Annotated in this window: 27 protein-coding genes, 1 pseudogene and 1 riboswitch; of the genes and pseudogenes, 7 read left to right on the top strand and 21 right to left on the bottom strand. The window is 43.2% G+C overall.

Features of this window, described 5'->3' with window-relative positions; translation table 11 throughout:
• Positions 1-134: 134 nt before the first annotated feature.
• From CRG97_RS22885 to CRG97_RS22920, 8 genes and pseudogenes are all read right to left on the bottom strand, one after another.
• Positions 135-1,559: a sensor histidine kinase gene (locus CRG97_RS22885; protein WP_098747769.1), complete on the bottom strand. Its 1,425-nt coding sequence runs from the start codon at positions 1,557-1,559 to the stop codon at positions 135-137.
• Positions 1,552-2,124 carry an ANTAR domain-containing response regulator gene (locus CRG97_RS22890; protein ID WP_076325821.1) on the bottom strand — a complete coding sequence of 191 codons (573 nt, stop codon included), beginning with the start codon at positions 2,122-2,124 and terminating at the stop codon, positions 1,552-1,554. The genes CRG97_RS22885 and CRG97_RS22890 overlap by 8 nt, the downstream gene beginning before the upstream one ends.
• Before the next feature lie 88 nt (positions 2,125-2,212).
• Positions 2,213-2,644, bottom strand: a complete 432-nt coding sequence (locus tag CRG97_RS22895) for a EutP/PduV family microcompartment system protein (protein WP_098747771.1) — start codon at positions 2,642-2,644, stop codon at positions 2,213-2,215.
• A 12-nt stretch (positions 2,645-2,656) separates the two neighbouring features.
• Positions 2,657-3,013, bottom strand: a complete 357-nt coding sequence (locus CRG97_RS22900; RefSeq protein ID WP_076325819.1) for a BMC domain-containing protein — start codon at positions 3,011-3,013, stop codon at positions 2,657-2,659.
• Positions 3,014-3,291: 278 nt separating this feature from the next.
• Positions 3,292-4,434: a 1-propanol dehydrogenase PduQ gene (locus tag CRG97_RS22905; protein ID WP_098747774.1), complete on the bottom strand. Its 1,143-nt coding sequence runs from the start codon at positions 4,432-4,434 to the stop codon at positions 3,292-3,294.
• A gap of 457 nt (positions 4,435-4,891) precedes the next feature.
• Positions 4,892-5,045, bottom strand: a riboswitch (adenosylcobalamin (AdoCbl) riboswitch).
• Between the two features lie 187 nt (positions 5,046-5,232).
• Positions 5,233-5,772 (bottom strand): DinB family protein, encoded by a 540-nt coding sequence (locus tag CRG97_RS22910; RefSeq protein WP_098747776.1) that lies wholly within the window; start codon positions 5,770-5,772, stop codon positions 5,233-5,235.
• A gap of 111 nt (positions 5,773-5,883) precedes the next feature.
• A pseudogene (locus CRG97_RS22915) lies at positions 5,884-6,400 on the bottom strand (HAD-IIIA family hydrolase).
• A gap of 98 nt (positions 6,401-6,498) precedes the next feature.
• Positions 6,499-7,005, bottom strand: coding sequence for a DUF6985 domain-containing protein (locus tag CRG97_RS22920; RefSeq protein WP_098747778.1), 507 nt, complete (start codon positions 7,003-7,005; stop codon positions 6,499-6,501).
• Positions 7,006-7,215: 210 nt separating this feature from the next.
• Between CRG97_RS22920 and CRG97_RS22925 the strand changes: the two genes are divergently transcribed.
• The 3 genes from CRG97_RS22925 (at position 7,216) to CRG97_RS22935 (ending at position 9,301) form a co-directional block, all read left to right on the top strand.
• Positions 7,216-7,647, top strand: a complete 432-nt coding sequence (locus CRG97_RS22925) for a BlaI/MecI/CopY family transcriptional regulator (protein WP_098747780.1) — start codon at positions 7,216-7,218, stop codon at positions 7,645-7,647.
• Complete coding sequence (locus CRG97_RS22930; protein WP_098747782.1) at positions 7,644-8,444, top strand: M56 family metallopeptidase; 801 nt, start codon at positions 7,644-7,646, stop codon at positions 8,442-8,444. The genes CRG97_RS22925 and CRG97_RS22930 overlap by 4 nt, the downstream gene beginning before the upstream one ends.
• 98 nt (positions 8,445-8,542) lie before the next feature.
• Complete coding sequence (locus tag CRG97_RS22935; protein ID WP_098747785.1) at positions 8,543-9,301, top strand: prolipoprotein diacylglyceryl transferase; 759 nt, start codon at positions 8,543-8,545, stop codon at positions 9,299-9,301.
• 157 nt (positions 9,302-9,458) lie between these two features.
• Here the strand turns inward: CRG97_RS22935 and CRG97_RS22940 are convergent, their stop codons facing one another.
• From CRG97_RS22940 to CRG97_RS23000, 13 genes are all read right to left on the bottom strand, one after another.
• Positions 9,459-9,983, bottom strand: a complete 525-nt coding sequence (locus tag CRG97_RS22940; protein WP_098747787.1) for a GNAT family N-acetyltransferase — start codon at positions 9,981-9,983, stop codon at positions 9,459-9,461.
• Positions 9,984-10,079: 96 nt separating this feature from the next.
• Positions 10,080-10,727, bottom strand: a complete 648-nt coding sequence (locus tag CRG97_RS22945) for a FusB/FusC family EF-G-binding protein (RefSeq protein ID WP_098747790.1) — start codon at positions 10,725-10,727, stop codon at positions 10,080-10,082.
• A 306-nt stretch (positions 10,728-11,033) separates the two neighbouring features.
• Positions 11,034-11,414: a GyrI-like domain-containing protein gene (locus tag CRG97_RS22950; RefSeq protein ID WP_343225208.1), complete on the bottom strand. Its 381-nt coding sequence runs from the start codon at positions 11,412-11,414 to the stop codon at positions 11,034-11,036.
• A gap of 203 nt (positions 11,415-11,617) precedes the next feature.
• Positions 11,618-12,088, bottom strand: coding sequence for a GNAT family N-acetyltransferase (locus CRG97_RS22955; protein WP_098747793.1), 471 nt, complete (start codon positions 12,086-12,088; stop codon positions 11,618-11,620).
• A gap of 64 nt (positions 12,089-12,152) precedes the next feature.
• Positions 12,153-12,644 (bottom strand): GNAT family N-acetyltransferase, encoded by a 492-nt coding sequence (locus CRG97_RS22960; protein WP_098747795.1) that lies wholly within the window; start codon positions 12,642-12,644, stop codon positions 12,153-12,155.
• Positions 12,645-12,720: 76 nt separating this feature from the next.
• A complete protein-coding gene (locus CRG97_RS22965) occupies positions 12,721-13,431 on the bottom strand; it encodes an alpha/beta fold hydrolase (RefSeq protein ID WP_098747798.1) in 711 nt (236 codons plus the stop codon).
• Between the two features lie 165 nt (positions 13,432-13,596).
• Positions 13,597-14,412, bottom strand: a complete 816-nt coding sequence (locus CRG97_RS22970; protein WP_098747800.1) for a GNAT family N-acetyltransferase — start codon at positions 14,410-14,412, stop codon at positions 13,597-13,599.
• 100 nt (positions 14,413-14,512) lie between these two features.
• The gene (locus CRG97_RS22975) at positions 14,513-14,917 is read right to left on the bottom strand and encodes a GNAT family N-acetyltransferase (RefSeq protein WP_098747858.1); all 405 of its coding nucleotides are present in this window, start codon (positions 14,915-14,917) and stop codon (positions 14,513-14,515) included.
• A gap of 19 nt (positions 14,918-14,936) precedes the next feature.
• Positions 14,937-15,320: a hypothetical protein gene (locus tag CRG97_RS22980; protein ID WP_098747803.1), complete on the bottom strand. Its 384-nt coding sequence runs from the start codon at positions 15,318-15,320 to the stop codon at positions 14,937-14,939.
• Between the two features lie 556 nt (positions 15,321-15,876).
• Positions 15,877-16,290, bottom strand: coding sequence for a VOC family protein (locus CRG97_RS22985; protein WP_098747805.1), 414 nt, complete (start codon positions 16,288-16,290; stop codon positions 15,877-15,879).
• 256 nt (positions 16,291-16,546) lie between these two features.
• A complete protein-coding gene (locus tag CRG97_RS22990) occupies positions 16,547-17,731 on the bottom strand; it encodes an alanyl-tRNA editing protein (protein ID WP_098747808.1) in 1,185 nt (394 codons plus the stop codon).
• A gap of 209 nt (positions 17,732-17,940) precedes the next feature.
• Positions 17,941-18,291, bottom strand: coding sequence for a GNAT family N-acetyltransferase (locus CRG97_RS22995; RefSeq protein WP_098747811.1), 351 nt, complete (start codon positions 18,289-18,291; stop codon positions 17,941-17,943).
• A gap of 119 nt (positions 18,292-18,410) precedes the next feature.
• Positions 18,411-19,616, bottom strand: a complete 1,206-nt coding sequence (locus tag CRG97_RS23000; RefSeq protein ID WP_098747813.1) for a macrolide family glycosyltransferase — start codon at positions 19,614-19,616, stop codon at positions 18,411-18,413.
• A 794-nt stretch (positions 19,617-20,410) separates the two neighbouring features.
• Here CRG97_RS23000 and CRG97_RS23005 point away from each other — a divergent pair.
• Genes CRG97_RS23005 through CRG97_RS23020 form a run of 4 tightly spaced genes read left to right on the top strand, consistent with a single transcriptional unit; the run spans position 20,411 to position 23,905 of the window.
• Positions 20,411-21,574, top strand: coding sequence for an ABC transporter ATP-binding protein (locus CRG97_RS23005; protein WP_098747816.1), 1,164 nt, complete (start codon positions 20,411-20,413; stop codon positions 21,572-21,574).
• Between the two features lies 1 nt (position 21,575).
• Positions 21,576-22,241, top strand: coding sequence for an ABC transporter permease (locus CRG97_RS23010; RefSeq protein WP_098747819.1), 666 nt, complete (start codon positions 21,576-21,578; stop codon positions 22,239-22,241).
• Positions 22,238-23,191, top strand: coding sequence for a glycine betaine ABC transporter substrate-binding protein (locus tag CRG97_RS23015; RefSeq protein WP_098747821.1), 954 nt, complete (start codon positions 22,238-22,240; stop codon positions 23,189-23,191). Before CRG97_RS23010 ends, CRG97_RS23015 begins: the two co-directional genes overlap by 4 nt.
• A 12-nt stretch (positions 23,192-23,203) precedes the next feature.
• The gene (locus tag CRG97_RS23020; protein WP_098747824.1) at positions 23,204-23,905 is read left to right on the top strand and encodes an ABC transporter permease; all 702 of its coding nucleotides are present in this window, start codon (positions 23,204-23,206) and stop codon (positions 23,903-23,905) included.
• The last annotated feature ends 460 nt before the right edge of the window (positions 23,906-24,365 follow it).

Consider the following 24,365-nt stretch of genomic DNA (forward strand, 5'->3'; position numbering starts at 1 on the left):
GGCTTGATTTCTTATCACCCGGACTACAACTTGAAGAATGCAAAAAGGCTTAAAGTGACAACCTTCCGGATATACCGGAAGGTTTACTTTAAGCCTCATTGCTTCGAAGACTACGCCCTTGTAGTCCGATGATATTATTTTTTGAACGTAAAAGTCACTGTTGTGCCCTTATCGCCGGATACGATCGAAAGCTTACCTTTCAGCTTGTCTTTAACATAGCTGCGGACAATCGTCAGCCCCAAGCTTTTATGCGAAGTTTCCCCGACAACGAACCCGGCTCCGTCGTCTGCCACGACGACCGTCACCAGCCCGCCTTCTACTTTTGTCTTGACGGAAATTCTTCCCTCCGAACAATCACCGAACGCATGTTCATAACTATTATGTAGCAGTTCGCTTACAATCAGCGCGACAGTTACGGTCCGATCACTGTCCAAGCAAATGTTTTGCTCTGAAGCAATCTCCACCTTGACGGCGCGGCAATCAACAAAACAGCGTTCGATATTGGATGCAATCAATCGTATAACATCCATGAGATCCACTTCGGCTTCGATCTCCGTCGATAGCAATTCATGGGTTGCGGCGATCGCGAGCACGCGACTGACACTGTCATCAAGGCATTTCTTGGCCTCAGGGCTTTTGCACTGCCGCCCCTGAATGCGCAGCAGAGACGCTACCATCTGCAAATTGTTTTTTACCCGGTGATGGATTTCGCGGATGGCAACCGATTTCGAAACGATCTCAGCTTCCTTGTTTTTAATCTCGGTTATATCATGCAAAATAACGCCTACGCATAAATCCTTTTCCTCAATGAACAAGCGTTTCACCTGATAGTAACGTCCGGCGGCTTTCACTTCCACCGTAAGCGGACAACATAGCGAGGATGAATGCTGGCTCATGACCTCGGAGAACATCGTCTGATCAAGCGACAAATTATCATAATGCAATCCTTCGATATCTTCCAAATAACCAAGCTGTCTGTAATATACGTCCGCCTGTTCATTTTTCAGCTTCAAAAACCCATATTTATCGAACACCAGAACGGCGTCTTCCAATTGATTGATAATCGAATCCTTGAACTGCAGCATAGCCCCCAGCATCGAGGACATATCCCCATCTTCGCATGACGTTCTCTGCCTGTTGAAGTGGGCTTGTATATTGTCGCTGACATCTTTTTCATAGATCAGAACGGCAATGACGCCGCTTTGATTTTTAATAGGATATACCGTTTGCCGAACCAGATGATTCTCCTGCGTCCTGGCGACGAGCCCCTGCGACATAATGCCTGTTTCCAGCGTCCGCAGGACGCCAGGTTCATTCTCGCGCAGCGCCTTCTCCCCCGTAACCGGAAAATAATACACCGATTTGCCTTCACATGGACGACGATGATAGACCACGATGGCTTCGCTTGCCACGCTCGACAATACGTCGATGAACACATCATCCTCTACCTCGGTCATTTGAAAAGACTCCGCTATTTCGCAGATCCGGACTATATCCTCTTCCGACAATCCGGTGTGAAGGCTGCAAAGCTGCCTGATCCGTTCTTTGAAATCAATCATAGGAAATGACGATGGTACTAGCAATTTCAATCAGAGGACATCGGCGATCCATGCTGAGTTTGCGCAAGATTTGATAGGCTTCCTCTTCCGTGTAGCCATTTTCTCTCATCAATATGCCTTTCGCTTTCTCGACCGCTTTGCGTTCTTCCATCTTCTGCGTCAGCTTTGAGAGATCTTGTTCCAGCTTTCGGAATTCCTTGCCTCTGGCTATCGTGACTTCCACCATAGGAATGAACGACTTTTCATCAAGCGGCTTTACCAAGTAACCAAGCGCACCGACAGAAGATGCTTTTTCAATCGTCTGTTTGTCGCTGTAGGCGGTCAAAAGGATGATCCCGCCCGCCAGCTGTTCTGAAAGAATTCTTTTACTCGCCTTGAGCCCATCCAAAATGGGCATTTGAACATCCATGATGACGAGGTCAGGCAGATGCTTCTTGCATAATTCGATAGCTTCAAAGCCATCGGAAGCTTCGCCTACTACATTGTAGTTAGCCTCTTCTAGCATCTCACGAATATCCATTCTTGTAATAGGTTCGTCATCGACTATTACAATTTTTCCATTCATGCGTCATGCACCTCATTGTCTGTCGTTATTTGCTTGTCGCTTGTCTATCGATAAGCCCCGCTTGCATTTGAACTAGAATCCAAGTCGTTTACGCCCTCAAATAATCCCGAAGAGCATCCACTCCCACGTTCTCGATCGTCGAGACTTCAAAAATCCGCTCTACGCCGGCCGCCATTAAATGCGCTCTGGCCTGCGTGATTTCTTCTTGCGACTTGGCCAGTTCCACCTTCGTTACCACTCCGATAACCGGCTTGGCGAATACCGTTGCAAAGGCCGGCGGGAAATAGCTGTCTTCTTTCGTGCAATCCTGAACCAGCCCAATGACATCGGCATCTACACTGGATACTAACAGCATTTTGTATAAATACCGGTTCTCGATGCATTCGCCCGGCGTATCGATCGCCTGATCGAAATTTTCGACGGCTTGCGTTTTCTTATAGGCAATCTCCTCACCGTGCAGCCATTGGCACAGCGTGGTTTTGCCCGATCCTGTACTTCCGGCAAAAATAATTTTCTTCATCATAAGCTTCTCCTACGTTCTCGTAATGTTCGTATTTGCCGAGAAGCCCAATATATTCTGCAATCCATGCAGCACTGCGCTGATCGCAGATTCTACTGATGATACATCGCCCGTAATGACGAGTGAACCGCTGAAACGGTCGACAAAGCCGATTTGTACGCCAGCCGCCTTTGTAGCGATATCCGCTGCAATGATGGAGGCTTCGCTTGGCGTGATCGTCATAACGCCGATGGACTGATGCGCTTCGTTTCCGAGTCCCAGCTTCTTGTAAATGTCCGGGTTCGGGTTCGCGATAATGTGAGCGAGCGTGACCTGTTTGCCAGGCACATACTCCTGAATCACACGTTGTTTCTCGGCTCCTTGTTCCATACTTCTCATCTCACTCTCGTATCGAAAACACTAAAAGAGGTTGTTCAAAAAAAGTAAACTCGGCATCGAATCTTGAATTCAGCCGGGAAAACCGGCCTTTTTGAACACGCAACTAAAATTCACTGCAAAAAACAATAAAAGCCCCTTAAAAGTCCATGCGGAATTTTTAAGAAGCCACTTTGCTTTGATTTGTATGCAACACGCCATTGTGTTACTTTCACTATATTTGAATATTGCAAGCGATGTCAATACGAAATCCGTCAAATTTCGACTCGATCTTAGAATTGAAACATTTTGTTCAAAATTTGAAGCACATCCTCTGCCGTAGGAACGCGTGGATTTGTTGCCGTGCATCCGTCTTTCAGCGCGCCTTCGGCGATCGACACTCTCATCTCTCCAAACAGCGATTGATCCACGCCGCATTCGCGCAGCGTTTGCGGCATATTCAATTGCTTCTGCAACTGTTTGATTGCCTGTACGAGACTACGGACGCCGCTCTTGGCATTTGGTGCGGATAACCCCAAGCTTTTGGAAATTTCGGCATACCGAACCGCCGCTCTATTGCTTTCTTCCTTGCCGTAACCCGGCTTGTAATCGGCATTAAATTCGATGACATGCGGAAGAAGAATCGCATTCATGCGTCCGTGGGCAATTTTGAATTTGGCTCCCGCCACATGCGCGATCCCATGATTCAATCCCAGCGACGCAATATTAAACGCCATCCCGGCGATGCAAGATGCATTATGCATTTTTTCGCGCGCCTCAAGATCATTTCCGTCCTTATAAGCTCGCGGCAAATAAGCAAAGACCAGCTTCATCGCCTTCTCCGCCAGCGCATCGGAGATATCATTGGATTTGGTGGATACATACGCTTCAATGGCATGCGTCAAAACATCCAGTCCGGTATCGGCCGTAATGAAGTCCGGCACGCTTTTGACGAGCTCAGGATCGAGAATCGCTTCTTGCGGCAGCATGTCATCGGATACAAGCGGATATTTGATGCTTTTTTCTTTGTCGCTAATAACGGAGAATGACGTAACTTCAGAACCCGTCCCGCTTGTCGTCGGGATTGCAATGAACGGGATATCTCGCTGGTCAAGCAGCTTTTTCGTAAACAGCTTCATCGCTTTAGCGGCATCAATGGCAGAACCGCCGCCAATGGCAATGATCAGATCGGTGTTGAACGAGCAAAGCGCCTCGACACCTTCCGTGACGACTTCAATCGGCGGATCAGGCACGATATTGCTGAAAACATATTGCTCGTTACTGCTGTGCAGGCGATCAAACACCATGTTAATCATTCCCGACTTCACCATAAATGGATCCGTGACGATGAACATTCGTTTGTTTTGCCACTCTGTTAGACGATCCATCGCGCCTTGCCCCATATAGAGGTCGGCTTTAATCGAAAGTTTATCCATGTAAAGCACCTCCAAGAAGTAATTGCAACAAAAAAAGAGGTCTTTCAAAGGGAAATCCCCTTCAAAAGCCTCTTTGCTTGTTATCATGTGTGCACGCCATTGTGCAGCTTCTTATCATTTAGTTTTGCATATATACTGTACACCGTCATTCTGATCTTCGTCAACCGCTTCCGGAACTTGTCCTTAGATCAGACACATTAACGGCACGAATTTATAAGTGCCTGTTCAAAAAGGTCGGTCATCAAAAGCGGACTTTTGGAAAAACCTCTATAAATAAAAAAAGGGATATGCACCCCATAGTGCACGTGCTTCTTCGTCCTTGAAGAATCTCCCCGTTTGCGAGCTATACCTCATTGTATATATTCGGCGGCGAACACCCGGCTGTGGTCGACAACATCGTCGGCAGCCTCTGCTGCAATTAAAAAAAGCCTAGCGAGGCGGGAAACGTCACTAGACTCGTAAACCAGCCATTTTCGCCTCGAAATGACTGGTCTCTCCAAAGTTATTAGACAAAAGACCTGACTTAAGACCGATCATTCGGTCTATCACAGTGGCGGGACCGTGTTGGATTTGCACCAAACTTCCATTGCCTATAACTTTTTCTATTGTACATGACGCGAATAGTTGCCTATTCGACATCATTATAGCACAAACGACGCGTTTGGCGATATAAACCTAAAAAAATGATTGACCGACATGAAAATAAAATGCCTCGGGCAGGCCAAGGGACAAACGCTGCAGCGTAGATACGGTGAATTGTCTCAGTAAGACAAACAAAGAAGTGATTTTCCCATTCTTTTATTCATGATCCATGTCTCTCTTTTGCTCAGCGTACCACTTTCTAAGCTGATTAATATGGGCTTGATGATAACGGTTATGGTCAGCCATATGCCATAATCCCCACCGGATGGTGGCTTGCTTTTCATTTTCGTGACCAAAGGTGACAATGCTATCCAGATCCGCATCCGTTAATTGCGCGCATGTTTCCTTCAACATATTTAATACAACTTCATATTTAGATATAAGCATGTCCAAAGGCATCCCTTTGACCATTGGCAGCCTGTTATGTTCATCGATCATGGGGCCGTATTCATCTTTTAATGATAGGGGAAGTGCCTCCCCTTTAATCCTATAAACCCAGTTTAGATCGACGTACATGATATGATTTATTAACTGAGCGACACTATTGTAATTGTCATCTGGTCCCTTGTAGTCTATTTCCTCTTGCGACATGTCCTCTACTATGGACTTTAGTCGTTGGCTGTTCTCTCTGACAGCGCTATATAACATTCCCACGATCGTTGACATATTCTCTTCGCCTTGCAAATCGTACAACATCCTAGCACAACCTCTCTTATAAAAATAAATAGCATCCCCAGCCTCACTATTTGGACTTTTGAATTCTTTGTTTTAGTCGTACCGATTTATTCAAGTGCAGTAACGGCTTCATTAAAAATCTGTCGCGATAAAATCAGGATACGCTTCTTTCCATTTGCCAAAGTACTCGTTGTTATTATATTTTTCCAGTTCCTTGGCGCCAGCTCCCGTCTTCACTAGCACTTTCTTGCAACCGGCTTCTTTGGCGGCAACCATATCCGTCCATCTATCCCCTATGACAAAGCACTTCCCTAAAGTCCAGATTATTTTCTTCAGCGGCTTTCAACAGCATCCCTGCGGATGGCTTTCTACACGGACAACCCGCTCCATGCTCATGAGCACAAAGATAGATCATATCAAAACCAAAGGCTAATAATTCCGATTCGAATTCATCCTTTGTTGCTTCTCCACGCGCAATTCCAGATTGATTCGTAAATGAACAAATCAGCATGCCTTCGGCTCTGAGTGAATGAATCGAATCCTGTACTTGCGGAAAAAGCTCAAATTCACCGGGCAAAACAACCCGATTGGTTCCTCCAAAAGTTCCGTCCCTATCAATGAAAACTGCCTGTCTTGAGGGCTCTAGCAATTGGTTATGCTCCTTTCCTTATTTATTTTTTGCGTTGGATAGTACAGGATGTCCCGGACGATTTAAACATCACTGATTGCTCGATTCATATCGCTTTTTCACTCAATTTCGTCGGTTTCGCTCCAAATGGCATATGCGCCGTAGCCTAAATACTCGCGCACCTCAAGAACCTTTCTGCCCCGTATCAGAATTTCCATACCATTTTCGGAGTCCCACGCTGTACCTCCACCCAAGATTGCTCCGAATGTATTATCGTTTCGATCATAAGGATTTCGATAAAGATCAACTTCCCCTACGGACATAAACTTCAAAATATCCTCTCCATGCACTCCATCTAAGCCGGGAGGATAATCAGCCGTATCGCTAGTCATTTTGAGATTTTTCCATGCGCATGCTTTCTTGCATATTTCATTTATGGTTTCATCCGGCAGCTGATTCAACAGATCTTGTATGTAAATTTTCGCTTCTTCCACACTCATGTCTTCCGTGCTAAAACGATATTCAACTTCACATTCGAACAACGCAAGATACCCAAACCCAGACATGCCGGTTTCCTCTGAAGGATCTTCTATTCCTACGTGTTTTAACTCAAATCTTTCGCTCACGCTATCTTCCTCCCGAATAATCCGTTTATTCTTGATTTATAATTCAATTGCTATATTCTTCTATTCTCGACTGCACGGCAAAAAACCTTTTGCCACTGACGCTTCGCATGTACCGGGACAGTCCTGATCCCCCCAGGCTAGGCACTGGCTAAAGGAAGTTGACTTTTATCCATAACCATACTACGATGTGTAGTATGAGGTGAGATAGAAATGAAGATTAAGAAAATGAATATCGATGGTGAAGGCCTGAATCGATTTTTTGGACCACTGGAGTCTCGAATTATGGATATTCTCTGGTCTTCGGAAGCATTAAGCATCAAGGAAGTGCAGTCGAGCCTCAATCAGGAGAGTCCGATCTCGATCAATACAGTAATGACCGTCATGAATCGTCTTCTGGATAAAGGCCTGCTGACAAAGGCCTCGACGGGAACCGGCCGGACACGGGCAGCCAAGTTCAGCCCGCTGCAATCAAGGGAGCAATTTCTCACCGAACAGACAAAAGAAGTGTCGCAGGGACTCATTCAAGAGTACGGGAGCTTGGTCGTGAACCACATGATCGATGCGCTGGATGATGTCGATCCTGAGGTGATCGCAAGGCTGGAGCGTAAATTAAACGATATCAAACGCGGGAAAAAGCAATGAATCCGACCACACGGCTAAGATGTACCTATGCGCTGATGATCGTATTCGTGGCTGTTGTCATCGTACATATGGGAATGTTCATTACCTCCCAGGTCCGAAACGGAGTATTCCAAGGGCCCGTTCTGAATTATGCCTTAATCGACATTGTCATTGCGTATACCTTTGGTCAGATCATTTGGCGAAGCACCCGACAGTTGGTTTTATCTCAAAAATGGTTAAAGCACTTCCGTGCCAACAGGCACGATAAATTAACCAAGCGCCTCAATTACAAATACCGCGACTGGGGCACGGAAATCATCGTTGTACAGGTCAATGCCTTTGTGGCTCTGACGATTGGTCTTCTGCGACCGAAAATTGTCGTGTCCACTACGGTCTTAGAGATGTTTAATGACAAGGAAGTAAAGGCGATTTTATTGCATGAACGATATCACTGCCGCAATTATGATGGTTTAAAAACGTTCTTTTCGACCCTGCTGGCAGATGCCTTTGGATATTTGCCAATTGTCAAACCGATTCTTCGATACTATCAGACGTGGCAAGAGCTGTTTGCCGACCGATTCGCCATCCGGCAGATGGGCACGGAGCTGTATTTAGGCAGTGTCTTATTAAAATTAGCGAAACTCGGTAATCTTCGGCGTTATGAGGCAGCTGTTCATTTTACGGATACGACATTGCAATACCGGGTCATGCAGGTTCTTGAGCCTGATCGAGGGGTGAATGTTCCGTTAGCCCTGCTGAAGCCTTTTCTGAGATCCTGTTCTATTTTACTGCTATTTATGTTGGGCGGGGATTCGTAATCCCTTTTTTTGGACTTCCATACTACAATATGTAGTTTGATCACATTGCGTATAAACGGAAGATTTTATCCGGAAATCGATGATGGAGGTATGAACATATGCACAATGAACTCATTCGTATCGGACCTGTGACCATTTACGGATATGGATTGATGATCGCGATCGGAATCCTTATCGCTTACAAGGTCGTTGTTTATAGAACAGCATCTAAGCAACTAGAACTTTCTCATGTTTCCTCTCTAACCTTCTGGAGCTTATTAGGCGGATTGGTCGGGGCTAAGCTTTTGTTTTGGATAACCCAAATGAACAATATCATCCATGATCCTTCAATGGTTTTGAATTTTTCGGAAGGATTTGTGGTATACGGTGGAATTATCGGGGGGATTGGGGTTGGTTATGTCTATTGTAGGATCAAAAAGATAAACTTTCGGAAATATCTTGACCTTTTTGTGCCCTCCCTTGCATTAGCGCAAGGCTTTGGAAGGATTGGCTGCCTTCTCGCCGGCTGCTGTTATGGTGAAGAAACGGATGGTTGGTTTGGAATTACGTTTCACGAATCCGAGCTTGCCCCGAATAATGTCAAACTCATCCCTACGCAAATATTAGAAAGCGTCCTTAGCTTTTCTATTTTTTTCATCCTGATCTATATGGCAAGAAGAAAAAGACCTAACGGCCTAATAGCAGGTCTATATCTCATTTTTTATAGTTTAGGGAGATTTATTATCGAATTTTTCAGAGGCGATATCATCCGAGGCCAGTTGGGTGCGCTCGCTACTTCGCAGTGGATCGCATTAGCTGTTGTTTTGGTCACTTGCATCGTATTCTTGACTAAGGCCCCAAAGAAGATGACGACATAAGATACGGACACTCTTGAGTCCTTTACTACATCGTTTTTTCTTCCCTAGAGTAAAAGAGTTAGATACATGGCGGGGCTCAGCCTTCATCAAATGAAAAAACAGAGCCCCGATAGCATATCCTGTTTGCTTATAGAAACTGATCTTGATCTCACTACTGTCACGTATTCTTAATCCAATATCTTTTGATTACGTTTCCATCTTCCTCAATGTAATCTGTATCCGGCCTCCCACCGTTCTTGATAATGGTTCTTTCCGATCCCACATTACCGGCATCACAGACAACTAATACATCGTTTATCCCCAGTTTCTTGGCTTCAATCAAGGACAATTCCAATAGTTTAGTCGCATAGCCTTTCAATCTTTCTAAGGGTCGGATTCCATAGCCAATATGCCCCCCAGCATTAAATAAATGTTCGGTTAATTGATGTCTAATATTAGCTGCACCTAATACTCTATGATGATTATCGACCAACCAAAAGGTTGAATCGGCAACCCAGCCTTTCTTTACACCAATGCCCTCCTCTTGATTAGAGAGTTCCTTCACCATTCCCTGGAAATCACTTGGATCCTTACTTATGACCCAAGGAATCATATTCTCACCGGATTCTTTCCATTCTTGATAAAATGATAAATACTCTTCTTCAAGCTTAAGCTGAGGCTTAGCCAATCTTACATGGTTCATATGTTACAACGACCTTTCATGGTTTTTTATGTCCTTCAAATGGGAGCATAGTACAAATAGGCTGCCCTTGAAGGCAGCCTATTCTAGTTACTGTGTTTACTTGCTGGCGAAGAGAAGGAACTTCTCAAGTGCGCCTGTATCGGTAATGCTGTGATTACATGCCTGGCTATTCAAACATACGTATTGGCCAATGAAAGAAAGATTATCCGGAGAAGCGACGGCTGGCTTGGTCTTGACCGAGAACAAAGCAAGCTCCTGTTGCCGGTTGCAGAACAGACAGTACCCTTTCTTGTTGGTCGGGGTAATTCTTCCCTCGATCCCGATGAATCTTCCCTCGAACGGATATACGATAAATAACTTGTTAGTGGCAATATCCACCCAGCCCAAATACGTTACATATCGAAAGTCGATCGATTGCAGATCCGGAACTTTCAGTTTCTTATTTTTAGGAAATAGCTTCTGAATCTGTTTCAGCGTAATCGTCGGATAAGGCTCCAGATAGGGTTCTAATGCGTTAAGATATTTTTGGAAATCCTCAGCCTTCTCGATGGTTGATATTTCTCCCAGCATCCGCTTCTGTTCTTCTGTCAAAGACGGAAATGCTTCCATAGCGTTCGTTACGGCACGATATCTAACCGTTTCCAAAACCTTTCGATCCGCGACCGTTCGCAATGTTTTCAGAAGGAACTCCGATTGTTTTTTAATCATATTAAACTGGTGGTTTCTAATAAATGGTGTACTCATAGCTTTCAGCCCCTTATTTTTATTAAAAATGAAGGTGCAAAGCCTGTTATTAGAAACGATAAAGTTAAGGTTGGGCGATCGAATTCATCCTATCGCACCCCACGCAAAGTATCGCCCCAGATCAGGCTTTGCATGAGGACTTCCTAGCTAATGAGCAATTCAGTATTGCCATCGGTATAACCCCCAATCACATATCATACGCAAAATTATAACAGCAAGTACCAGATGGCGCAATTTATTCCGGTGAAATGAAACACCTCTCAATCAAGTATTCTTGACGGATCAACATTCAATATCACTTCAAATCTATCTAATGGTATCATACAAGTCTGTTTCCATATGATTTACTTCTCCATGTCCCCATTCATCCGAAATCTCCAGATGCCAGGATCTCAGCAATCGTTCATGGTTATTTTCTCGTATCCAGTGATGGAGCTTTTCATATGTATTTCTAATTTCATGATTAGGCCCCTGATGTCGTTGGACTGCATATTTTTGTTTTGGAATGACTAAAGAGACCATCCCTTCAGGAACTTGTTTCATGTCATTGACCTCAACACATACCCAGTAACCATCTTCCTCTTCCGTTACATCCTCAACGATGAATGCACCGATAAGTCTTGCCGGGTTTACAACGTCACGAATCTCATGCAATCTTTCTTTAAGTTCAACAGAAGCCTTGGGGATCTCATTGACATACTGGTCACCTGGACTTACTACTCATATTCCGACTAATTTCATTTCATGGAGCTCGACTACTTTCACAGGACTCACTCTCTTTCGTTGAATTGTTATTTTTAAAGGTGAATGCGTGAAGCTGTTGTTAAATGCAATATGCATTTCTTGAATTACCTTCACGCTTCTTCCTTCTAGAACTCATACCGGCTGTTTTACTCACAAAACATGTTTTCCATTGGTTCTTTGCAATGCTGGTATCTATTCTTTTTGTAAAAATCAACCCCTTCATCACTGGGCCATACTATAATAAATTCATATTTATTCTCTTTTGCCCATTCGTTGATTTTTGATATTAATTCACTTCCTATTCCTTTACCTCGATAATCAGGTTTCGTATATACATTCGTCATATATGCAAATGGATGTGTGACTCTCCCTGGTCTCGGTACCTTGTGTATGAGTTCTATATAGATGTTGGACACGACCATGCTGTCTTCTTCAGCAACCCATATACTCCAAATATCACTTTGAAAAGCATTCAATAAAAATTCATAACACTCCTCGTAGAAGTCACTATAGGTTTCATTTTGTAATTTTCCTTCTAGATCGTCCTCAAGTGTAAAATCCCATCTCATTTGAATGAGTTGATCCATGTCTTCCTTAGTCGCAATTCTTATTATCATTGACTCACCCCAGAATTCATTAAAATCACTTCACCTTTCAAATAACTTCACACACTGTCTGATGTTACTTCTTTGTACTGAATTCTTGAATGTATTTCTTTGAATCTTCCCTGTATCTCTCCGTGTAATTATTCTTGGAATATTCACTGATTACGTTTCTCCAAAAAGATATGGCAGATATATTACTCTCCATCTGAGCTACTTTCCAATTTGCTTTGAATAACCCAAATGCCTGTTTAGCTGCGGTGCGACCGATCCCGTTTCTTCTATATTTCTTCAAAATCATAAAATCATAAATTACATGCGTTGGGTCTGGATCCGTGTCTAAGTTTTCAAAAAGCACAACCAAGAATCCTACAATTGCTCCTGACGATACTATGAAATACGGGTTCCATCTAGGGTCACCTTCCCAATAGAAATCAAGGTTCACCCCGTATGTTCCATCATCATTTAAATCCTCATTAGTATATTGACTAAAATCATAATGATAAAATTGATACATGTTCGATAATGTTTCTTTCTCTTGAACTGTGACAGGAATAAGTTCGATTTCCATAACGTCTCCTTTTTTATCATCCTACTATCTCTGGAAGTTTCATAGATTCGTGCCTACAGATCCGGTTTACCTGGTTTTATTCTACAAATTCTTTTATGATTTTATATAGCTTTGATTTTTCCGTGCTTCGAACGTCATGTCCGCTATTCTTTAGTTCAGTTATATGCAGATTAGAAAATTGTTCTTTATATTCTTCCAATTCCTCATTAGATATTAAAGAGCCTTCCAATAACCCTCTCATAACAAGTACGGGCTTTTCAAAACTAAACTTTATGGATTTTTGTATCGATTCTCGTTGAATTCCCATAACCGCTTCCAGGCGGATATGAGACAAACGGTTGAAGGTTACTAAATAATTTTCAATATAGTCTATAGACCAATCCATGTGCATCGCTTTGTGTAGAGAGGGATAGTCCAAGATTATCAATTTGCCAATTTGCTCAGGATGTAATCTGGTATATTCCAAAGCGTAAGACACACCTCTTGAAAAGGCGTATAAATGAAAGTGCTTTATCCCCGTGCTTTTCACTACAGATTCGATATCAGTAACATGGTCTTTCAAATCAAAACCATTCGGCGGGGTGTCACTTTGGCCTCTTCCTCGAAAAGATAATACGATACATCTTCTCGGCATTAGGTATTCAAGTAAATCTTGATACTCTTCTGCTGTTTCGGAGAGACCAGGACATATGAGAAGTGGAGTTAGGGAACAGTCTGAATCAGGATGAGAATCAAGGTAGTGAATGCTTACGCCATTATTTATTGAGGTTTGAGAAATGAGCTTCATTCAATGACTCCTTCATTTCGATTTAGAATATTTCGTATAATTTCCTCTCAATCACGAAAGTCCCTCTCCCTTAGATGCTCCCATCTTAGAGTGATGAATGTGTCCCAACTGGCTTTCTTCCCCTTAACCGATCCCTCATCTTCGTACAGGTTTATAACAGTGCTATTAGGATAAACCATAGTAGGATATTTGATAGTCAAAATCAGGGGACATTCCAACTTTCTCTGCAAGTCGAATAGACCCTGCATTTTCCGGAGTACAGTCCCAGTATGGATGAATTCCTTTTTGTAGACATTCCTGAACAAATGCCCGAGCTACTGCAGCACCATAATTTCTTCTTTTATGGTCTTCAAGAGTTTCGATATCAATTGCATGCGTTTTATCCACAACAAATGCTGAAAAACATAAACTCACCACATTGTTATTATCCTCAACAAAGTATCCGAAGCCTTGCTCTAAGAAAGAGTCTGTAGAATCCCAAAACCGTAATATTTTGCTTTCTAAAAACGAATGGTTTTCCAATCGTCTTGACTTCAATAACTCACAACTTATCCGTTGAATATTCACTTCTTGATCTTGAAATTCAATAGATTGAGGATTCCCTTTTAATCTGAACACATGTTGAGTATCACTCGAAATGTCGCGCTTTTTAAAAATCTTTTGTATCGTTTTATCCCAAGGATCAGGATCAAGGCCAATCTCGACCCAATTAATATTTTGCTTCTGTAGTTGGGGTTCTACATGACTTCTCATGTATTCTTCTAATCCTGTTAAAAATGTTTTACTCTGAGCATCTCCAACAATTTGAAAACCTTTTTGTCCTTCAATCCAAATTAATGCTGCTGTGGGTTCTGTTGGATGATCTGCATAGACCCCACCCGGGTTATTCCCGCTAACTACAGCCCTAACCTCGATATTTTTACACTTATTCGTAATATGTCTTATCTTATAAAATTCTGATTTATTCAGTTCTGTTATCATTTTTATATCACCGTTTCTATTGATTATTGATTTTCATTACGCTAAGTAGCGTGTAAGTTTCTTGTATTAACGAACCAGAGAGGATTTTTGATCTATATCGTCAATTCCTTTTTCTTTTTATTACAAATGCTTTATCTGCCCGTTCAAATCCGATCCTCTCATAGAATCCTACGGCTTTCGGTGCTGAAGTGAGCACATATTGAATTTCGTCTTCTCCTAATTTGTCCTTCAATATTCTTATTAGTTCTTTGCCAATCCCTAATCCTTGATAGTCCGTATCCACTGCAATATCTGAAATATAGCAGCAATATGAATAATCTGTAATTGCCCTTAAAAATCCAACCAGTTTACTTCCTTCTCTTACCGTTATAATCTCATCTGCATTATCTATCATCCTCTGAATTCGATCTGAATCGCCTACCGGTCTCCTGATACCTGATCGAATAAACACTTCTTCAACCTCGCTGACAATACAGTTATCATTGATTTTATATTCCAGATTCACAGTCAGACCCTCATTTATTTTATTTTTCACTTACTAACCATGTCTTGGCCTCTTCAGGGTCAGAATAATAAGATATTTTAAGGGTAAATCCTGCTTTTTTGATACTTCTTTTTAACCTCCATTCGTTTATTCCAGATAACCCGACAAAGGATAGTCTCTCAATATAGTTATCTAAATTCTTTAGATTATTTATTAATTCTTGAAGAACCTTACTTGTCACCGGTGTTGTGTACATATCCACCCATATTTTTAATTTCTTGTTTGTTTTGATTATGAAATCCTCTTCTTGTTTCATCAATTCAAAAAGCGTTTCTTCATCTTTATATTTGTTCCCATACTTTAGACAATGAATTTCACCGCCCTTATAATAATAAGGAAATATCGAACCACCAGGAGATTTCACTTCATCTCACTTCCTTCTTTCTAAAATGTGTGTTTACAATGATTTCTGATAACATTACGGCATTCATAAGTTTCTCGTGTGTTACTCTGACGTTCTTACATTCATGACATCTCACCGACTTAAGTGTGAACTTTTTCTGTATTCGCTCCATTCTCCCCCATTAACCGTTCCATCAATAATGGATTCACGGTTTAGGACAAAATGCTTTAGTTTTAATATCGACCAATTGAAAAATTCGCTTTTTTAAACTTTTAGAGCCTCCCCGGACCGAGGCGATGCTTGATGGGATCCTTTATAAGAGTTGCTTTGATAAACTGTATGCATCCTTGAACTTCCCTTCAGTAAGAATTTCCGGATATTTCTTATTTTGTTTCTGCATTCACGAACCCTCACCAGTATAGATAGTACTTATCTTAGCCAGTCAGGGTTGCCCGCTGACATCACCTCTCTGATGGTGCTTCTCGCGGACCGATGGACCTAAGACTGGATGCGTGAATGCTTTGTTAAATGATGTTTTTTTCTCCTTCGAATACTCCAGATCCATTAGTTCAAGCATCTACTGTTTTGGTTTGCCCCCACCAAACACAATTACATATCCATCTAAATCTCTTACACCAAATTCTAACCATTCCTGATTTCCCATATCTTCTGGAACGGGAGCATATGCTATAACTGCCCCTTTTGATTTGTATTCTTCGTATATTGAAACCACTCCGTCGTAATCACTATAGCAATATGTATCCCATCCAGTAGGCGGACCTGCCCAATTCTGACTACTGTAAATTGACCTTTCATTAGGTTTCACATCTTCTAGCTTAGCAGCTTGTTGTAATAAGAATCCCACGGTATCTCTTACTGCGTGTCCCCAACTATCTACAGTAAATCCTAAAACATTCGAATAGTACTCGCTAGCTTTCTGTAAATCTGACACGAGTCTAACTTGGTTTGTACTTTTTATTTGTACACTCATTTAGTATCAGCTCCTTAAATAGAATCGTTAATGGTCTGCGAACCTGTCATCTAACCTTTCTGGTATTCACGAAACGCCCCAGCCTTAGATAGCTTTATCTTAGGCTGGGGCGTTTGTTGTCTGAGCTTCTTCCATGATTATACATCTGACGACTAAGTGGCGTAAGTCCCACTATATGAAATCCACGCCCATGCTCGACATCATTATAAAAAAGCGTGCTCCATAAGCAGCTTGGATGCTTCTGCTTATGGATCACTTATTCTTCATCAAATGACGTTAATGACTGCCCAGCAAAATGGTAAAACGCCATGGCATCCTCCCCGGTTGCAAAACCAGCCTGTGCCATCTTTTCGCTGCCTCCGCCTTTACCGCGATAATCGGCCAGGTGCTGCTTGAAGAACGCACCGCAGGCAAGTCCGCTCTTTCCTCCTTGAGCGAGGACTACCTTATTGTCCGCGTTGGACACGAAGAGCACGATATCGTCAGTTTCTTCGGTGAGCTTTGCCGCCAGGTTCTGCATATCCTTCAACGGCTTGTCCGCAAAAACGTGTTTGATCAGGCTGCCTTGACGTTCTGCCAATAGCTTTCCTGCCAGGTAAGCATCATTCTCGGCCTTCACGGCGTTCAAATCAGCCTGGAGCTGCTTCTGTTCTTGATCCCATTTTGCAATCCGGTCTAAAATCTCTTCCTTTCCGGTATTAAACCTAGCCGATAGGCTGCCTAGAATCTCCATTCCGGCATTAAATTCATTCAACGCTCGATATCCGCATTTAAAATAGATGCGCATATGCCCCTTCTGCTTCTCGGCTCTCAGTAGTTTGATCATTCCGATCTCACCTGTTGCGGAGACATGTGTACCTCCACAAGCGTTATATTCGATACCTTCGATTTCAACGATCCGGATATCGTCGGTTACCTTAGGCTGCTTCACCAGCGGCAGGGCAGCAGCCTGCTCCCGGCTCACAAAATAATTCGTTACTTTTCGATTAAGGTAAATCTGATCGTTAATTTCCAATTCCAGCATCATCAGTTGGGCCTGAGACAGGTCAGATCGGGCGATATCAATCGTAGCGTAATCTTGACCCAGGTGGAAACTGAGTGTTTCCGCCTGGCATACTTCCAGACAGATGGCAGACAGAAGATGTTGGCCGCTATGATGCTGCATATGGTCGAATCTTCTATCCCAATCCAAACGGCAGCTAACCTCTTCCTTCTCAGCCAAACGCTCGACTCTATGTAGAATTTCTCCTTCTTCCTGAACAACATCAAGAACGGGAATGTTATCGATCCACCCCAGGTCACAGGGCTGCCCTCCACCGTGTGGATAAAAGGCCGTTTCCTCCATTACCAGATAAGTTCCGTCCTCCCGCTCCAGTTTGCGAGTTATTCGTGTCTCCCACTCCCGAATATAAGCGGATTCGTAATACAGCTTTTTCGTCATCTTCATTTCCTCACAGTTCTCAGGTTAATTTATTTCAGTATCAGCTTACTAACACTCGTTAGTTTAAGTACATTCTACTTCTTCTTCCCTTTTTTTTGAAACTAAAATCATGCTTATAAAAAAACACATGCAAGGTAATTAAGTCTCCACCAGATGGAACTTCATCTGCTATTTATCCTGAGATTGTCATTTTCACTCCTGATGTGGAACTAAAAAGTCTTCTCGAAAATATATAGATCCTCTTCTTCTCTGACTTTGGTGAATCCGCACTTTGTATAGAAGTGATGATTCTTGACACTCCACCTAGGAGTATCAAGCCACCATTTTGTACTATCCGGAAAACTTCCTTCAATTTTCTTCATTACTTTCTTACCGAGTCCTTGATTCTGATAGTTTGGATCAATAAAAATCCGTCCTAGATTATGTACTTGATTGCTTTCTATAAATATCATAGCGCCCCCAATGATTTCTCCATTATAGAGCTCCAGTAGTGCGAATTTCTTGTTATCTGATGTTAATCCTTCCTCTAATCCACTACCACTCCTCACTAGTTCAATCATTTATCTATTGACTTATCGCCTGCCATGTAGCACATCTAAGCTTCCGAATATCTCTGCAATAGCTTCCTGGCTGTGCTCTTGATCTTGTCGGCCCCGTGTTTCTTCCCAATACACACTCATTATTCAGATCTACATTGACTTTTAAATTCAAAAATCTCATCAACAGCTTGATGATACCCACCTGATTGTCGAAAGGATCCCCTAATATTGGCAGCAGCTTTCTTGAAAGATGAGAGGCTTAACACATGATCTGCGGCTTCACGTAGTTGATTTGCAGTCAAGCTTTGCATTTGTAGTGTAATGCCTGCTCCGATATGGGCAACTTGCCCCGCTATGATTGGCTGATCTGCGCTTTGTGGGATTACAATGAGCGGAACCCCATAATAAAGACCTTCATGGGCACTATTCATTCCACCATGTGTAATAAATAGTTTAGCGTACTGCAGTACATCGGTTTGTGGAACGTAATTTTTCACGATAAAGTTTGTAGGAATTTCCCCTAAATCAGAAATTTGGACTTTACTCCCAATCGACATGACAATGGTATGATCCGTGTTCCCAAATGCCTCAAAACAAAGCTTATAAAAATCCGTTGCATGATTAAACACTGTACCCAGTGATATGTAAATGGGGTTTTCCCCCTCGATTGCAGTAAAGTCAAAGTTTTCTTGCTTTAATCGTGAAGAGATGGATGGACCTACAAATTTATACGTTTGGTCGAATGCTCCTTCATCAGGTTGAAACTCTCTTGTTGTATAAACGATCGTAAGCGGCGCAGGATTGCAAAGCACTTCGTAAGACGAATCGATCTTCACATCATATTTTTCCTGCACCATTGCCGTCAGGCTTTTGAATTTATCGTGTATAGGTTTAACGATGTCTGCAGAGACATTTATAAAAAATGGTTCCAGCACCTTATCGAATGATTCTTTTGTCTGCGCAAAAGTAGTACAAGAGTTGATTGCAGGAAGCTTAAGAATTTGAGCAAGTAAACGACCGCAACCAAACATGGAATCATGAATGATATAATCAAAATGCTCTCCATTGATCTGTTCAAGAACGCTTGGTATGACGATATTTGCCGTAAGTAAAAGACCGTTGACTCTTTCGAGCAAATAATCTCTCCCACCTGAGATAAAGGCTTTAATAAATTTTTGATCATCAAATGTTCGAACGGTTGCCCCCGTCTTCTCGATACGCTCCCGAAAAGCTTCTATACAAAAATACACGACCTCTTCTCCACGCGAAATAAGCTCTTGCACAACGCCAATCGTTGGATTGATATGTCCCTCAGATCCACCATTAATAAATAACACACGCGCCATATCTACCACTCCTTAAAGGGGACTTCCCATACCATCGTTCGAATCAATGGAATCAAGTTTATCATAGTACAATACTCGAAAATCTCAAAACTTGGATCGCCCATACTTTCCGGTTGAGCAATGTCGTTACAGAGCGGGTCTGCTTCATGGACAGTTCTGGACCCGAAGTACTAAAAATTCATAATCGTTCTGTATACATGTTTCAAACTAATGCTAACTGGGTAATAGTATTAAACATATTAATGCATAAGGCAGTTATACGGTCCTACTCGATAGGGACTCGTTGCCTGCTTACACATTTTGCATATATCCATTTGGGCCGAGGGAAGCAGTGGTACCATGACATAGCTGCTTGATTCTCGCAGGTATAACAGGGATTCATGTATGAGAACGCATATTTTCCCGAATACGAACAGGGGCATACAGGCTTGGAATACTTCTTCGGATGGATGTAACAAGGGATTGCACAGTTTGGAAAGCTACAATGCATATAAAGGTGGAATTTTGGGTATGTAAGTCAATACCATAACGATGATTTTTAACTTAAATTGTTAGTACCCTCAGGGCTTCCTCTTAGATCTTTCTCCACCCCTTAATCATGCGCTTAATCCTATTCCATTTTGATTTCTTTTAAAGCTAACTTGCTTAGCTTCATTTTCCATTTCTACATAACAAGGCTGACGCCTTCCCTTATCTCTGGCACCACACTTTTCCTTCAACAATTTTTGGGTCTCGATGGATGATATGCCAAATGCTCCGCATAATATGGATACTGCTTGCAAAGGGGCGATTGAATGATAGTACTGGAGCATGTGAACAAGGTTTATGATAATGGCTTTCACGCGCTGAAAGACATTAATCTTGAATTCAAAAAAGGGGAAATTACCGTCCTCATCGGACCGAGCGGCTGTGGCAAATCGACTACCATGAAGCTGATCAACGCGCTCAATACGCCATCATCGGGCAAAGTCCTGATTGACGGTAAGGATATCTCGAGATTGAATCCGGTTGAACTGCGGCGCAATATCGGCTATGTCATTCAAAGCGTTGGTTTATTTCCACATATGAATATCTCCAAGAACGCGGGCGTGGTTCCACGTCTGAAGAAGTGGGACAAAGACAAAACAGATCAAAAAGTAAATGAATTGTTGGACATGGTTGGACTGGACCACACCATTTATGGTACGCGCTATCCATCCGAGCTTAGCGGCGGACAACAGCAGCGTGTAGGCGTAGTTCGAGCGCTGGCAGCTGAACCCGATATTATCCTGATGGACGAGCCATTCTCCGCACTGGATCCCATTAGCCGTGAGCAGCTTCAAGATGAGCTAATCCGGCTTCAGCAGGAGCTCAATAAAACCATTATTTTTGTGACGCATGATATGGATGAAGCTATTAAAATTGCGGATACCATCGTTCTGATGAAAGATGGTGAAGTGATTCAAACGGGTAGACCAGACACCATCTTACGGCATCCGGCAAACGAGTTTGTACGTGACTTTATCGGTTCGAAACGTCTGCAAAATGAAAATGAAAGCGCCTATGAAATTCCGCTTGTAGATGAAGTGATGATTACGAATCCGGTCACGGCATTCCCGAGCAGGGGATTAGCTGAAGCCATCAAGATGATGGAAATGAAGCGGGTCGATTCGCTGCTGATCGTGGACCGTAACCGTCAGCTTCAAGGAGCGGTTTCGATCTACCGAGTGCTCGACCAATACGGCGAGGAAGGCAAAACGGTGGCGGACGTTATGCACCCGGTCCGTTTTTCCGTGGCTTCGGGAAGCACGCTTCCTCAGGCCATCGAAATCATGGACAGCCATCAGCTCAGCAATCTCCCTGTCATAGACAGTAATAACCGGTTCCTCGGATTGATCACAAGAGGCAGTGTGGTTAAACATTTGGCCGAAGTCTATCCAACGATGGTTCCTCCGGTGCTAATCGGAGAGGATGAGTAATATGAACGCATTCTGGAGTTTTATCACGGATCGTTATCCGGATATTCTAAATGCATTGCAGGAGCATTTGGTCCTCTCATTCTCTGCCGTGCTTTTGGGGACTGTTGTTGCCGTACCGATCGGTATCTTGCTCGTATACAACCGGATAGGCTGGATGAACAGCATCGTATTTTTCATTACAAACCTGTTTCAGACGGTTCCAAGCCTGGCGCTTCTGGCTATTCTGATTCCGCTGCTCGGCATCGGCATGAAGCCGGCCATACTCGCGCTGTTTTTGTACTCCCTCATGCCCATCCTGCGGAATACCTATGACGGTTTTCACTCCGTGGATAAAGGGGTGCTCAATTCGGCTAGGGGGATGGGATACAGCACCGCCCAAACGATTTTGAGGATTCAGCTTCCCTTATCGCTTCCTTACATCATGTCCGGTATCCGCATTACGACCGTGTACATCATCAGTTGGGCAACACTGGCTTCTCTGATTGGTGCTGGCGGCTTAGGCCAGCTTATTGTATCTGGACTTGGTGTCAACAAGCCTGAGATGATCTTCATCGGTGGCATTGGTGCCATTCTCCTGGCACTTGTAGCTGACGGTCTGCTTGGGCTGCTTGAGGGCTGGTTAAGCAAATACTACCATCAGACTCAGACCCGGGACGCTGCGATATGAGTCACATCAACCGTAGACAGCAAGCCGGACGGAATAAGGAAGGCGTGATGAAACTGAAAAAGCTTACATGGGCTCCGATGTTAATCTGCATGATGACTCTTGCCGCTTTAACCTCCGCATGCGGAATTCAAAGCGAGATTACGATCGGGACTCAAACCTATACCGAAACCAAGATTATGGCTGAAATGTATAAAGCTCTGATTGAAGATCAAACCGATCTGAAGGTGGATATTATCCCGGATCTGGCATCAAGTTCATTGGTCATTAATGCGATGAAAAGAAACGACGTTCAGATGGCAACATTATATACCGGTGAGATTTTCAACAACCATTTTCCGATCAGCGGTACGAAAGACCGCGCCAAAGTTTTGAAGGAAGCTCAAGATGGATTTCAGGAACACTTCGGGTTCACCTGGATGAACCCTCTGGGTTTTGAGAACACCTACGCGTTCACGGTAAGAAAGGATCTGGCCGAAGCCAATGGATATACCAAAATTTCCGATGTCAAAAAAGACATGGATCGTATGAAACTTGGGGTAGATACCACATGGCTGGAGAGAAGCACGGATGGATATCCGGCGTTCTCCAAAGCATATGACATTAAATTCGGTCAGGTGTTCCCTATGGAAATCAGCTTGGTATACAGTGCGGTAGCCAATGAGCAGGTGGATATCGTGTTGGCCTATTCTACGGATTCCCGGCTGAAAGCCTACCAATTGCAGACGCTTCAGGATGACCAGCAATTCTTCCCTCCATATGATGCAAGTCCGGTATTGCGTTCGGACCTTTTGAAGAAGCATCCTGAAATCCAGGATACGATAGCGCCTTTAATCGGTCATTTGGATGCAGATACGATGATATCGCTTAATTATCAGGTGGACATTGAGAAGAAAAGCGAACGAGAGGTCGCAATCGCGTACTTGAAAGAGCAGGGTCTCTTGAAAAGCTAAAGGAGGGTAAGCATGGAAAGTGAACATTTAACATTTGCCGACTTTTTGTCGTATATATCACGAAATCAGGGGTTACTCTGGGAGTATTTCATCCAGCATATTACGATGGTGGTTATCGGTCTGGGACTGGCATTCATCGTCGGAGTACCGCTTGGCATTCTCTGCTCTAAGAGCAAATGGGTTGCCAAGATCATTTTGTTTATCACCAACATCTTGCAGGTGGTACCGAGCTTGGCCATGCTCGTGGTTCTCATGTTATGGATGGGACTCGGAACGAAAACGGTCATGGTGGGACTCTTCCTGTATTCACTGAATCCAATTGCACGTAATACGTACGTCGGATTAAAACAGGTGGATCCCAGCTATCTTGAATCTGGAAAAGGAATTGGGATGAGCCCCTTCCAGATGCTCGTTAAAGTGCGTTTTCCGCTTGCGCTGACTTATATCATGTCAGGTCTGCGCATTGCCGCCGTCATCGCCATCGGCGTGGTAACGATTGCTCCTCTCGTCGGAGGAGGCGGGCTGGGACGGGAAATCTATGCCGGACTAAACAGCAATAACTCCCTCCGAATCTTTGCAGGTGCCATTCCTGCCGCTGTGCTGGCGATCGTTGCGGATCTTGTGCTTGGCATGCTGCAGCGTAAGATGGATCTGGCTAAAAGAAAGTCAGCCAGCGCGGCTCCATCGCCTGCGAAGATACAAAATATCAACTGACGCTTGTAAAGCGTATATTTGACTCAAAAGGGGCATCCCAACAGATCCAAGATCTTGCGGGATGCCCTTTTCTATTAGGCGTGCACGCCGAAGTGTGGTAAGGCATTAGACGAAGTCACTTTGTTTAACTTACAGTGATTACTTATTTAGAAAATCCATATATATCCTTACAAGTTTACTTAGAATCTCAATACTTTCCTCAACTCGATTCGTCTCTAAAGCATGAGTTGCATTAGGAATTTCAATGACCTTCCTGTCTTTGTCTATGTTAATTTGGTTTGCAAGTTGATCATTAAACACTTCATCCTTTGTACCATAAACCACAAGTCCACTAAACTTGTTGATATAGTGAATGGTGTCTTTAATTGGTGTCAAAAATAAGTGTTTGATTGGGGTCTGTCAATAATTTTGTGTAAACTCTTTACCAAGGAATCCCCCGAGGGGGATTTTGGCGTTTTTA

It is taken from the genome of Paenibacillus sp. EZ-K15 (genome assembly GCF_002573715.1).
Classification (GTDB): domain Bacteria; phylum Bacillota; class Bacilli; order Paenibacillales; family Paenibacillaceae; genus Paenibacillus_AQ.